Origin of the sequence: Haloactinopolyspora sp., from assembly GCF_027324685.1 — a bacterium.
Classification (GTDB): domain Bacteria; phylum Actinomycetota; class Actinomycetes; order Jiangellales; family Jiangellaceae; genus Haloactinopolyspora.
In genome coordinates, this window is record NZ_DAHVSH010000093.1 from 1 (window position 1) to 12,705 (window position 12,705).

Below are 12,705 nucleotides of genomic sequence, written 5' to 3' on the forward strand. Positions count from 1 at the left end.
GCCGAGCACGCGCGGGAACGTGCCGAAACTGCGCGGGTGCGGGCGCCCGGTGCCGTGTGGGCGCAGCACCCAGCCGTCGCTGGCGACCGCGACACGAGGGTGGCGCAGGACGGTGACGACGTCGTCCTCGCTCATCCCGTGGTTGACCACGGCCACCGACGCGTCGTGCGACTCGAGCACGCGCAGCACCGCTTCCGCGGCATCCACGCCGTCGGCGCGCGCGACGTCGGCGATGCTGGTGCCCACGGCGTCGGCGTAACGGCCCGGCCCGAGCTCGGCCAGGACGACGTCGGCACCGTCCGGGCCCGCGCTGTCGCGCAGCTCCTGCAGCAGCTTGTCGCGCTGGCCGGCGTCGGCCAGGCGGCGCAGCAGGCCGGCCGCCCCGCCGTCCATGGCCCAGGTGGGCAGCCGGGCGGTCAGCGTCGTGCTCGACGCGGTGTACGGGTACACGTCGGCGGCCACGTCCAGGCCTCGCGCGGCGGCGGCGTCAATCAGTTCGAGAGCGTGCGAGACGTCACCGTGGTGGGCCGGCCCCATCGCTTTGAGGTGTGAGATCTGCAGCCGGGCGCCGCCGGACTCTGCGGCGTCGATGGCCTCGCGTACAGCCTCGGCCAGCCGGTCGGACTCGTTGCGGATGTGCGTGGAGTACAGCAGCCCGCGTGCCGCCGCGGCGGCCACCAGACGACGGACCTCGTCGGCATCGGCATACGTGCCCGGTGCGTAGATCAGGCCGGTGGAGAACCCGTGCACGCCGGCCCGCGCGGATTCGTCGATCAGGTCCGTCATCCGGGCGAGCTCCGGCTCGCCGGCCGCGCGCTCGTCGCCGCCCATCGCAGCCAGCCGCAGCGACGAATGCCCGGCTTGCAGCGCGATGTTGATCGCCGGGCGGACTTCGTCGACCACCGCGGCGAACCCGTCGGCGTCGGTCCACGCCCACGCCAGCTCGGGGTCGAGGAACGCCGTCGCGGCGATCAGCTCGTCGAGCCGGCCCACCGGGAACGGCGACCAGCCGCAGTTGCCGGTCAACAGCGTCGTGACGCCCTGGTGGATCTGTGTCGTGGCCGCAGGCCAGCCCTGCAGGGTGAAGTCGGCATGCGAGTGCAGATCGATGAAGCCGGGTGCGATGACCTGACCGGCGGCGTCGATCACCCGGTGTCCGGCCGGGCGGTCCACGCCCCGGCGATGCGGCACGATCGTGGTGATGCGCCCGCCGTCGACGGCGACGTCAGCCGGCATGGACCCGCCGCCGGTTCCGTCCACGACGACACCGCCACGAATGACCAGCTCGTGCTCGCTCATGTTCCTCCCTCACCTGGCGGAATCTCGCGCGCCGCCGTGACGACGAGGCGCGCCGCGGTCGCGATGATCTGCCCCGCCGGCCCGGTGCCCGAGCCCTGCGACGTGGGATCGCTGAGCTGCGAGCCGAGCGCAGCCAGAATCACCTGCCGGCCGTCGAACTCGAGGATGCCGACATCATGGCGCACCCCCGGCCGCTCCCCGGTCTTGTGCCGGCACGTCACGTCGCTTCCCAGTGCCGCGGGCAACCGGTCGTTGAACTGCTGGCGGCCCAGGATGTCGAGCGCGAGCCGGCGTTGCGGTTCGGGCAGCAGGCCGGGACCGGCGAGCAAGTCGAGCACGAGCGCCTGGTCGTCGGCCGTGGTGACGTTGTCGCGGCCGGCCAGCGCTGCGGCGGTGTCCATCAGCCGGCGTCGCAGCCGGGTCGAGCGCGCTCCGAGCGCGATGATCCGGTCGTGCGCATCATCGAGGCCCAGCATGTCGATGATCATGTTGGACGCCGTGTTGTCGCTGACGCCGATCATCAGCTCCAGCGTTTCGACGAGCCGGATCGAGCGCACTGACGGAAGTACGTCCAACACTCCGGTGCCGCCGGCGCGATCGTCCGGAACCTGGCACGGCTCGTCCAGGGATCGTTTTCCGGCCGCGACGTCGGCGAGTACCAGCGCCATCAGGGCCACCTTGATGGTGCTCGCCGCCGACATCACCACGTCGCCGTGCACCGCGACGACCGAACGGCCGGACTCGCGCACGCTGAACGCCCAGCTACCGGCGCTCCGGTCGGCCAGCTGGGCCAGATCGTCACGCAGCCCGTCGGCGACGTCCTGCGGCCATGTCGTCGTCACGTCCACCCGCCTCACAGAATCAGGAACAGCCCGGCGAACAGCACCAGGTTGGCTCCCATGATCGCCCACCCGTTGAGCAGCATCATGCGCAGATTCGCCGAGCGGGCCAGGCCCATCTGGCCGATCATGTCGGCGTTCGGGAACGGGCCGAACCAGTCGATCTGGCTGCCGCCGAGCAGCGCCGCGCTCCACGCTCCGGGCGCGACGCCGATGCTGGCGGCCACCGGCCACAACAGTTCGTCGATCAGGACCACCTGCGCGACAGCCGCCCCGGCGACCCCGATCCAGCCGACCACCAGCGCCAGCATCAGGAACGGCCACGGACCCGCGTCGGCCAGGGCCGGTTCCAGGGCGTCGAGCAGGGTCTCGTACGCGCCGGAGTTCTCGAGCATCGTCAGCAACGGGTTGAACAGCCAGAACAGGAAGAACAGCCACAGCAGCGACGACGCGCCCGCGTAGAAGGAGTTCAACGCGTCGGCCGGGCGCATCCCGCCAGCCAGGGCGGTGACGATGGCCGTCACCAGCATGACGACGATGGCGTAGGCGTAGCCCGCCTCGAGGATCACGCCGAGCACGGCCATCGCGACCAGCGTGCCGATGAACGCGAACGCCGCCCGCCGTTCGCTGGCGGTGGGCTCGGCCGGATTGTCGAGGCCAGCGATCTGTTCGGCGGTGTACTGCTCGGTCTCGGCGGTGCGCCGCTGGATGTAGCGGGCCATCGCGAACCCCACGCCCCAGGTGACGATGGCCATCGGCAACCCGGCGGAGAGCAGGTAGCGCACATAGCTGATGTCAGCGGCGCCGGTGATCGTGACGACCGGCGGGGTGAACGGGCCGATGATCAGCCCGGCCGCACCGCCCGCGTGCAGCATCGCCGCCACCGACGGCCGAGACCGGCTGACCGCCGCGGCGACCGGGATGACGATCGGCGCCAAGATCGCGTTCGCGCCCGCGAGCGTGCCCAGCGCGCCGACCAGGACCGTCGAGGCGAGCATGATGCCGACCTGGATCCGCAGCGGGCTGTCGATGCCGACGCGATGCAGCAGTTCACGCACCAACGTCTGCGCCGCGCCGGTGTCGGCGGCGATGCGGCCCAGCCCGGCGCCGAGCATGATGATCAAGCCGACGACGGCGATGAACGAGCCGAGCGACTCGGCCATCATGGTGCCGAAGTCCAGCGGCCCGACGCCGTTGAGCAGCAGCCCGACGATCAGCGCCGCGCCAGTGGCCAGCACGACGTCCAACTCGAGCAGGACCAGCACGGCGTACACGACGATGGGCAGCAGACCCCACAGCTGCAGGTCGTCGGTGGCGAGATTCACCACGACCGCGGTGATCAGCGAGGCGATCAGCAGGCCGACAGCGACGAGCTTCTTCGGGGCGACGGCGGACAGGCTCCGCTCGGGGGTGTGTTGCGTGCTCATGGCTACTGGCTCCCGACGGTCACGCGATTGATCGTGGCGCTGGCCAAGTACTCGACGTCCACGTCGTGGCCCAGACCGGCGCCGGTGGGCACGGTCACGACACCGGCGTCGGCAACGACCGGTGGCCGGATGATGTCACGTTCGTAGTACTTCGCCGAGGCCGACACGTCCGACGGCAGCGTGAAACCGGGCAGGCTGGACAAGGCGACGTTGGCGGCCCGCCCGATGCCGAACTCGTGCATGCCGCCGCACCACACCGGGAGGCCGTGCTCGGCGGCCAGATCGTGGGCCGCGACCGCGGTGCCCAGCCCGCCCATCCTGGACACCTTGATGTTGACCACCCGGCCGGCGTCCAGCGCGATGGCGGTACGCAGGTCGTCGACGGTGTCGATGGACTCGTCCAAGCACACCGGTGTCGCGATGTCGCGCTGCAGCGCCGCGTGCGCAACCAGATTGCGGGGCGCGAACGGCTGCTCGATCATCGTCAGGCCGAACTCGTCGAGCGCGCGCAGCGTGCGCAGCTCGTCGCTGGCCTCGCCGTAGGCGCCGTTGGCGTCCACGTGCAGCAAGAGCTCGCCGAACTCGGCGCGGACCGCACGCACCGGCTCCACGTCCCACCCGGGCGCGATCTTCAGCTTCACTCGTGGGTATCCGGCCTCGACCTGGCGCCGGACCTCGTCGAGCAGCGCGTCCACGCTCGCCTCGATGCCCAGCGACACGCCGGCGACGACCTCGCCACGGGTACCACCCAGCGCGCTGGCCAGCGGGACCCCCGTGTGCTCGGCCCACAACACCCACGCCGCCATGTCCACACCGGCCTTGGCGAACTGGTGCCCGCGCACCCTCGACCAGAGCTCCGGCACCTGCGCCGGGTGCTCCCACCGCTGGCCGATGACCGCCGGCAACAGGTACCGCTCGGCGATCAACAGGCAGGTGTCCACGGTCTCCGACGAGTAGTAGGGGTGTGACGGCGAAGCGATCTCCCCCCAGCCGACGGCGCCGGATTCGTCGACCAGGCGGACCAGCACGTGTTCGAGATAGTCCTTGGCATGTGAGCTGGTCTGGAATCGGTGGACCAGGGGCAACCGGACGACGTGCAACGACGCGTCGGTGACGAGCAAGAATCAGCCCTCCCAGTAGAGATCGAGCTCGCGGCTGAGGCGGTCGCGCTCGGCCAGGCGGCGCCGAGCTCCTTTCGCGCTGGCCGTGGTCACCGTGGCCAGCAGGTGGACGACGGCGGCCACCGCGGTCGGCGAGTCGGCGAACGACGCGCTGCCGGTCGGCACCACGATGGCCTGGGCCGCGATGCCGGCCACGGGGGCGTCGGCCGCGTCGGTCACCGCTACGACCGTCCCGCCGGCCTGCGCGAACTGCTCGGCGATCAGGACCGTCTCGCGCCGGTACCGGCGCAGCGACACCGTCACGAGCACGTCGGTGTCGCGCACGTCGCTCAGCACGTCCAGCGGGCGCACCACGGTGCCGTCCACCAGGGTCACGTTGGACATGCCGGCGGACAGGTCGGCCGAGAGCAGGCAGGCATAGGCGAAGGCTTTGCCCGTACCAGCGACGAACCGGCGCCGGGCGGCCACGATGGTCGCGGCGGCGCTGATGACCGAACCGTCGGCGGTCACCAGGTCGAACGCCTCCGCGAGATTGCGGGTCTCCTGGTCGATCACCCGCGACTGCAACGCCACTGCCGACGAGGGCCGTTGCAGCCGAGCACCGAAGCGTTGCCCCGGGCTCGCCAGCCGCCGGTTCTCGGCGTGATCGCCGCCGGTCACGAGGTTTCCCGGACGAATCGGTAGGCCGCAAGCATGCCACCGAGTCGCTGACACGACACGGCGACGTAGCCGTCGGCCATCAACTCGCTGATCACTCGGGCGAGTTCATGGCGCACGTCTAGCGTGGTGCGGCCCAGCCGCTCCGCCGCCGCCGTCAGGTCCTCGGGCACCGGCACCCAGACGTCGGCGCCGTCCGGGCACCGCCTGAACCACCCGGCCGGTCCCCCGGCCCTGGCGGCCGGCGGGGCGCTCGCCGCAGGTGGGGCGTGGCGGTCGCGCTGCTCATCGTCCAGATCCCAGTCGACGACGATGCGGTCGGTGCCGGGTGGGCCGTACAGATCGGCGTGGAACCAGCGCCCCACCGCACCGAGGACGTCGAGGTTGAAATGAGCGTTGCGGGTCAGGGCAGGATCGTAGGACCAGCGCATCCGGTGCTGCCGGTGGGCGATGGCGACCTCGCGCTGGGCCTGTTTGAGCGCCCGGCCCAGCCCGTGGCCTTGATACCGCGAGTCGACGACGGCGGCTTGCGAGTAGTGGTACAGCAGATCGTCGTCGACGGCGGCGAAGCCGTAGGCGAAGGCGACCAGCTCGCCGCCGGCATGTGCGCCCACGACCGATCCGCCGTTGTGCGCCAGGGAGATCAGCAGGCGCGGATTCACCGAATGCGAGGGATCCTGGTACCCGAAAACCCGGCGGTAGAGCGCCGCGGCGCGGCGCATGTCGTCAGCAGCGATCAGGCTGGTCACCACCGGGGTGTCGGTCGGCGTCATCCGCGTTCCTCCCCCGGATCCGACGGGGCCACTATGGCGAAACTGAGGCATCGATACGAAACGTAAAGAGCTGCCAGCATGCTGGCAGCACCTTGGTCAGCTGTCAATCAATACAGAGACGGACGATGATATGAAACGTATGCTGGACCACATGCGCGAGCACACCCCGGACGCCTCCGCCATGCTCGAACGGCTCGAGACCTATGTCCGGCACGAAACGCCGACGGGCGATCCGGTCCGGCTGAACGCGTTCGCCGATCTTCTGGCCGACCGGCATCACGAGCTCGGGGCGCAGGTGCGCCGGGTGAGCGCAGCGACCGGCGACCATCTGGTCGCCGACCATCCCGGTGCCGGCGATCCGGCCGCGCACGCGCCGATCCTGCTCCTGGGCCACCACGACACCGTGTGGCCGGCCGGGCACCTCGACTCCGCGATGCCGTGGCGCGTCGACGACGGCGTCGCCTACGGCCCCGGCGTCTACGACATGAAGAGCGGACTCGTCGTCATCGAGACCGCGCTGGCGCTCTTGCGGGCGCGAGCGGCGCCGCACCCACCCGTCCGGGTGCTCGTGGTCGCCGACGAAGAGGTCGGGTCACCGACGTCGTCCGGTCTCGTCGCAGAGTGCGTCGCCGGGGCGACGGCCGCGCTCGGTTTCGAGTCGCCGCACCCCGACGGCGCGCTCAAGGTGGGCCGGCGGGGCAGCTCGCGGGTCCGGATCAGCGTGCGGGGGCGAGCGGCGCACGCCGCGCTGGACCCGCAGGCGGGCGTGTCGGCGGTCGACGAACTGGTGGACCAGCTGCTGGCCGTGCGCTCGATCGTCGCTGCCGCGCCCGGAGAGGTGCTGTGCAACGTCGGCACCGTGCAGGGCGGCGGCAAGACCAACGTCGTCCCCGCCGAGGCCTGGGCCGACATCGGGCTGCGGTTCCTCGACGCGGAATCCGAGGACGCCGTGCTCGGTGGGCTGCGTGCCCTGCGACCGGTGCGCGACGGCGCCGACGTCAGGGCCGAGATTCTGTCGCGGCGGCCCACGTGGTCACCGCACGAGGCCGACCAGCGCCTCGTCGACGTGTTCGCTGCTGTCGGTGCCCAGCTCGACCAGGACGTCTCGGGTCACCCCGCGGCCGGCGCCGCGGACACCAACACGACCGGCTCGCTCGGCGTTCCGACGGTGGACGGCCTCGGCCCGTTGGGCGCGGGCGCGCACGCCCTGCACGAGCAGGTCGTGATCTCGTCCCTGCCGCAGCGCGCGGAGCTGGTGGCGGCGGTGCTGGCGCACCTTCGGTGATCGTTGGCGCGTTCTGGTCGCTATGGCCGCCATTGCGCGCCAACGATCACCGACGTGGGATCACTTCAGTGCGTCGCGCGCCCGGACGAACGCCGCCACCGCCTCTTGGAGATCCTCCCGGGTGTGCGCCCCCGACACCTGCGTACGAATCCGGGCCGCGCCGTGCGGCACCACCGGGTACGAGAAGCTGACGGCGTAGACGCCCTCGGCGAACAGCCGCTCGGACAGCCGGGCTGCCTCGGCGGCGTCGCCGACCATCACCGGGACGATCGGATGCTCGCCGGGCAGCACGTCGAAACCGGCCGCGGTCAGCTCGGACCGGAAGAACGCGGTGTTGTCACGCAGGCGCTGCCGCAGTTGCGCACCGTCGCCCAGCCGATCGAGGACGGCCAGCGCCGCGCTCACGATCGACGGTGCCACCGAGTTGGAGAACAGGTACGGACGCGACCGCTGGCGCAGGTACTCGACGATCTCGGCCCGCCCGGAGGTGTAGCCGCCGCTGGCCCCACCCAGCGCCTTGCCGAGCGTGCCGGTGACGATGTCGACACGGTCGGTCACGCCGAAGTGCTCGGGCGTCCCGCGGCCGTGTTCCCCGACGAATCCCACCGCATGCGAGTCGTCGACCATCACCATCGCGTCGTAGCGGTCGGCGAGATCGCAGATGCGGTCCAGCGGCGCGAGGTAGCCGTCCATCGAGAACACGCCGTCGGTGGCGATCAGCCGGAACCGCGCGTCACGGGCCTCGACCAGCCGGGCCTCGAGCTCGTCCATGTCCGCGTTGGCGTAGCGCAGCCGGCGCGCTTTGGACAACCGGACGCCGTCGATGATGCTCGCGTGGTTGAGCGCGTCGGAGATGATCGCGTCGTCCGGGCCGAGCAGCGTCTCGAACAGGCCCGCGTTGGCGTCGAAGCACGAGCCGTACAGGATCGTGTCGTCAGTGCCGAGGAATGTCGAGATCTTGCGCTCGAGTTCGGTGTGAATCGTCTGCGTGCCGCAGATGAACCGCACCGACGCCATGCCGAAGCCCCACTCGTCCAGGCCGCGTTTCGCGGCTGCGATGAGCTCCGGGTCGTCGGCGAGGCCAAGGTAGTTGTTGGCGCACATGTTCAGCACGCTGCGCCCGTCCTCGAGCTCGACCCGGGCGCCTTGCGGTGTGGAGATGACGTGTTCGGGCTTGTAGAGCCCGGCTTCGCGGATCTCGCTCAGGTTCTCGCGCAGGTGTGCGCGCATGGTCGTGTACACGGGTGTCTCCCTAACGACTCGCCCACTCGATGATGACCTTGCCGCTGTGTCCGCCCGCGGCCGCCTCGAACGCCGCGACGTGCTCGGCGCTCGAGAACCGGTGGGTGACCACGCGTGAGATGTCCACGCCCGCGGCCACAAGGACCGACGCCTGATACCAGGTCTCGAACATCTCGCGGCCGTAGATGCCGGTCAGCGTGAGCATCCGCAGCACGATGCTCGACCAGTCGAGCGTCGTCGGCTGGGACGGCAGGCCGAGCATCGCGATCCGGCCACCGTTGGCCATGGCGTCGATCATGGAATGCAAGGCCTTGGGATCACCCGACATCTCCATGCCGACGTCGAAGCCTTCGGCCATGCCGAGTTGGTCGCGTACGTCGGCGAGTGCGGTGGTGGTGACGTCGACGGTGGTGCCTGCGTCCAGCGACCGGGCCAACTCGAGCCGATACGGATTGACGTCGGTGAGCACGACGTTGCGGGCGCCGGCGTTCTTTGCGACCAGCCCCGCCATGATGCCGATCGGCCCGGCCCCGGTCACCAGGACGTCCTCGCCGTGGACCGGGAACTTCAACGCGGTGTGTACGGCGTTGCCGAAGGGGTCGAAGATGGCCGCGGCGTCGAGGTCGATGTCGTCGGGATGACGCCACAGGTTGCCCGTCGGCATCGCGATGTACTCCGCAAACGCGCCGTCGCGATGGATGCCGATGCCTTCGGTGCTGGGACACAGGTGCCGAGCGCCCGCGCGGCAGTGCCGGCACCGCTCGCACACGATGTGCCCCTCGCCGCTGACGATGTCACCCACCTGGACCGCACGCGTGCCGGGCGCGACCTCGACCACTTCGCCGACGAACTCGTGGCCGACGATCAACGGCGGCGTGATGTTGTCCTGCGCCCACGCGTCCCAATTGACGATGTGCAGGTCGCTGCCGCAGATGCCGGTCCGCAGCACCCGCACGAGCGCCTCGTTGGGTCCGACCTTCGGCATCGGCACCTCGGCGAGTTCCACGCCGGGCTTCGCCTCGACTTTGACCAGTGCTTTCACCGAACGTTTCCCCTCGTTCTGCGGCGGCGGTCGTGAGCGTATCTCACCGAAACGTCCACGCCGACGGTGGCGGCTCGCTGGTCTGCATGGTCGATCGCGTGTCACAACCGAGCTGCTGCCGAGACTTACCCAGGTATGACGGCGTCGACGGGGGGTCGTGATCGCGCGATCCGGTCCAGCGCCGACGGCCTGCACACGCTGGCGACGTCGGCGCCGGGCGAGATCGACGACGTCGACGCGACCCTTCGGGCCGCCATGGCCGAGATCATCACGATCAGTACCAGCGCACTACCTCGCGGGACCGCCAATTCCCTCGAAACGGCGCTGAACGACGTCACGAGTGACATGCTCGGCACGCTCGATGACCTGAAGCACGAGGTCGTCGACGCCATCGAGACCCACAGCGACGAGCTCGAGGAGCTGCTCCGCCCGGACGCCGACACGTCCGGCACCCGCCCGGATCAAGACGAGCAACCACCTCCGCTGCCGCCGCTGGGCGACATCACGCACCCCAGGGGAAGCCACGAGTGGGCCGCGGAAGTCGTCCGGCGCTATCCGCGGCTCACCGTGGACGAAGTCCTCGCGATCCACTACTACACGACCGTGCAGGGCGTGGAGAAGATGAACGGACACCTCCGCGACCCCGACAGCACCCCGGAAGCCGACCGCGAGGCCATCGAGAAGCGCATCGCAGCCGCCGCGTCGGGGCTCGCCAAACTCCCGCAAGTCCCTGGCACGACGTTTCGCGGAACCAACCTGCCTGATCATGTGCTGCGGAACTGGAGGCAGGGCGAGGTCGTCAGTGACCCCGCATTCACGAGCACCTCCGTCGATGACGGCGTCGCTGAAGGTTTCCGCAAAGGCGGCAACGCGTTCGTCACGATTGCCGGGCGCACCGGGGTTGACGTGAGCCAGCTTTCTTACTTCGGCCTCGAGTCGGAGATCCTTTTCCTGCCCGGCACGCGGTTCCGCGTGTTGTCGGCCGAGTGGGACGATGACCGGATGTGCTGGCGGTTCCGAATCGTGGAGGCGACGTGACGTTCGACTGGGACGAGTTCAATCAGCTCAGTGACGACGAGAAGGTTGAATTCATGAAGAAGGCGGAGGAGAAGGCGCGCGAGGAGTCGAAGGGCAAGACCTACCCGCCCGGGAGCATCGCGCCGGAGAAGGCTCGCCACCAAGACGGGTGGGAGGTCGTCGGACGGATGAACCCGGACGGCACCATTCACTACTACGCCGACGACGAGAAGCCGCCCAGCCGCTACGACGAGCCGGCAGACACCAGCGACGACGAGGACGAGAACACGTGACCGGACCTACGCCCGACGAACTCCTCGCAGCGCTGGAGAAGCTGCCCGCCGCCGCTGGCGTCACCTATCGCGGACTCTCTACGGACGCCGCCGCCCCGGCCAGCACGTTCGTCACTCACGAGTTCACTGCGACCTCTCGCGATCCCCGGGTGGCCACCGAGAACTTCACCGCATCCGCTGTCGTCGCGATCGCCGGCCGGACCGGGCGTGACATCGCCTTCCTCGCCCACAACCCCGCCGAGGCCGAAGTCGTCTTTCTCCCCGGCACGATTCTGCGACCCGTCAGCAGCGTTCTCGTCGGCGATTTCACCGTCCACATCGCTGAAGAGCTGCTCACCGACGACCCCGGCGCGGCACAACCCGATCCCGCGTTGCCGTCTTCGCTCGAAGCTCTGACAGCCCTGGTCACCGATGCCATCACCACCGCACGTAGCGCGGCGGCCTCGATGACCATCGCCTCGCCCGGCAAGTTCTGCGGCCCGCTGGCCTGACCAGCAGGGTGAGCAGCGGCCACTTGGCACGCTCAACGTGACCACGTGGCACGCTGAAAGTGAGCAACCGCGCCCGAAATGCCGGAAATGTGGAACGCTTCAGCGTGCCACGCACCACCGCCCATCCCAGGCGGCTTCGCCAACCATCGCCTCGCCCGGCAAATTCTGCGGCCCACTGGCCCGAAACGCACCGCAGCTTCGGCTACGGTGGCGGTCGTGCGAGTGGTCATTGCTGGCGGACACGGTCAGATCGCGATGCGACTGGAGCGTCTGTTGACGCTGCGCGGGGACGAGGCGATCGGCTTGATCCGCAACGCCGATCAAGCCGGTGATCTCGCCGCGGTTGGCGCCACGGCCGTGGTCGCCGACCTCGAGAAGGGCACGGCGGACGATCTCGTCCCCGAACTGCGCGGGGCCGACGCCGTCGTCTTCGCGGCCGGAGCGGGCCCGGGCAGCGGGATCCCCCGCAAGGACACCGTCGACCGGGCGGCGGCCGCGCTGGTCGCCGACGCCGCCGAGGCCGCGGGCATCCAGCGGTACCTGCTGATCTCCTCACTCGGCGCGAACAGCGAGCCACCGCCCGGCACCGGCGACGTGTTCGCCGCCTACCTGCGGGCCAAGGCAGCCAGCGAGGCGGACCTGCGCACCCGCGATCTGGCCTGGACGATCCTGCGTCCCGGCCGCCTCACCGACGAGCCGGGTACCGGCACCGTCACGCTCGCCGCGGAGACAGGCCGGGGTGACATCTCCCGCGACGACGTCGCTGCGGTGTTGCTGGCGTTGCTGGACGAGCCGGCGACGGCCCGAATGACGTTGGACCTCATCGGCGGCGACGTGCCAATCGCCGAGGCTGTGGCTTCGCTGGGGGCCTGATCAGGTCGGCTCGAGGCCCCAGCTGATCACCCGGGTCGGGTGAATGCGGATGTGCACGTCGGGTCCCGCGACGGCTTCGGCGCGGCCGTGGACGATGACCGAACGCGGCTGCCATGGCGGCAGCACCTCGTCGACGATGAATGCGACCTTGGGATTCGATTGCACGTCGCGGTACTTGCGGGTGGCGGCGAAGTCCCGGCCACGGATCTCGATGACGTCGAGGTGGTCGTTGTAGGCCCAGCCGACCGGCACGATGCGGGGCTGCCCGGTCGGATCGACGGTGGCCAGCCGCCCCAAGGCCGGGCCACTGCGCAGGTACGCGGCTTCGGCCGACGTGAACGCGCTC

The 12,705-nt window shown here is 70.1% G+C and carries 14 protein-coding genes; 5 read left to right on the forward strand and 9 right to left on the reverse strand.

What is annotated here, in order from left to right; genetic code table 11:
• From M6444_RS10440 to M6444_RS10465, 6 genes are all read right to left on the reverse strand, one after another.
• On the reverse strand, positions 1–1,299 hold a 1,299-nt coding region (locus tag M6444_RS10440; RefSeq protein ID WP_298326580.1), incomplete at its 3' end, for an amidohydrolase family protein.
• A complete protein-coding gene (locus M6444_RS10445; protein WP_298326583.1) occupies positions 1,296–2,141 on the reverse strand; it encodes a serine hydrolase in 846 nt (281 codons plus the stop codon). The genes M6444_RS10440 and M6444_RS10445, both read right to left, overlap by 4 nt.
• A gap of 11 nt (positions 2,142–2,152) precedes the next feature.
• Complete coding sequence (locus tag M6444_RS10450; protein WP_298326586.1) at positions 2,153–3,565, reverse strand: SLC13 family permease; 1,413 nt, start codon at positions 3,563–3,565, stop codon at positions 2,153–2,155.
• A 2-nt stretch (positions 3,566–3,567) separates the two neighbouring features.
• Positions 3,568–4,686, reverse strand: a complete 1,119-nt coding sequence (menC, locus tag M6444_RS10455; RefSeq protein ID WP_298326588.1) for an o-succinylbenzoate synthase — start codon at positions 4,684–4,686, stop codon at positions 3,568–3,570.
• 3 nt (positions 4,687–4,689) lie between these two features.
• The gene (locus M6444_RS10460; RefSeq protein ID WP_298326591.1) at positions 4,690–5,346 is read right to left on the reverse strand and encodes an SIS domain-containing protein; all 657 of its coding nucleotides are present in this window, start codon (positions 5,344–5,346) and stop codon (positions 4,690–4,692) included.
• The gene (locus tag M6444_RS10465; RefSeq protein WP_298326594.1) at positions 5,343–6,116 is read right to left on the reverse strand and encodes a GNAT family N-acetyltransferase; all 774 of its coding nucleotides are present in this window, start codon (positions 6,114–6,116) and stop codon (positions 5,343–5,345) included. Before M6444_RS10465 ends, M6444_RS10460 begins: the two co-directional genes overlap by 4 nt.
• Positions 6,117–6,246: 130 nt before the next feature.
• On the opposite strand from M6444_RS10465, the gene M6444_RS10470 reads away from it, so the two are divergent.
• On the forward strand, positions 6,247–7,401 hold the full coding sequence (locus M6444_RS10470) for a M20 family metallopeptidase (RefSeq protein ID WP_298326596.1): 1,155 nt from the start codon (positions 6,247–6,249) through the stop codon (positions 7,399–7,401).
• Positions 7,402–7,461: 60 nt separating this feature from the next.
• Here the strand turns inward: M6444_RS10470 and M6444_RS10475 are convergent, their stop codons facing one another.
• On the reverse strand, positions 7,462–8,643 hold the full coding sequence (locus tag M6444_RS10475; RefSeq protein WP_298326597.1) for a glycine C-acetyltransferase: 1,182 nt from the start codon (positions 8,641–8,643) through the stop codon (positions 7,462–7,464).
• Positions 8,644–8,653: 10 nt separating this feature from the next.
• A complete protein-coding gene (tdh, locus tag M6444_RS10480; RefSeq protein ID WP_298326599.1) occupies positions 8,654–9,685 on the reverse strand; it encodes an L-threonine 3-dehydrogenase in 1,032 nt (343 codons plus the stop codon).
• Between the two features lie 135 nt (positions 9,686–9,820).
• Here tdh and M6444_RS10485 point away from each other — a divergent pair, with 135 nt between their 5' ends.
• The 4 genes from M6444_RS10485 (at position 9,821) to M6444_RS10500 (ending at position 12,359) form a co-directional block, all read left to right on the forward strand.
• Entirely contained in the window at positions 9,821–10,723 is a 903-nt protein-coding gene (locus M6444_RS10485) for an ADP-ribosyltransferase domain-containing protein (RefSeq protein WP_298326602.1), read from the forward strand.
• On the forward strand, positions 10,720–10,995 hold the full coding sequence (locus M6444_RS10490) for a hypothetical protein (RefSeq protein WP_298326603.1): 276 nt from the start codon (positions 10,720–10,722) through the stop codon (positions 10,993–10,995). Before M6444_RS10485 ends, M6444_RS10490 begins: the two co-directional genes overlap by 4 nt.
• On the forward strand, positions 10,992–11,486 hold the full coding sequence (locus M6444_RS10495; protein ID WP_298326605.1) for a hypothetical protein: 495 nt from the start codon (positions 10,992–10,994) through the stop codon (positions 11,484–11,486). Before M6444_RS10490 ends, M6444_RS10495 begins: the two co-directional genes overlap by 4 nt.
• 216 nt (positions 11,487–11,702) lie before the next feature.
• The gene (locus M6444_RS10500) at positions 11,703–12,359 is read left to right on the forward strand and encodes an NAD(P)H-binding protein (protein WP_298326606.1); all 657 of its coding nucleotides are present in this window, start codon (positions 11,703–11,705) and stop codon (positions 12,357–12,359) included.
• Here the strand turns inward: M6444_RS10500 and M6444_RS10505 are convergent.
• The coding region (locus M6444_RS10505; protein ID WP_298326609.1) for a PPOX class F420-dependent oxidoreductase at positions 12,360–12,705 on the reverse strand (346 nt) is incomplete at its 5' end.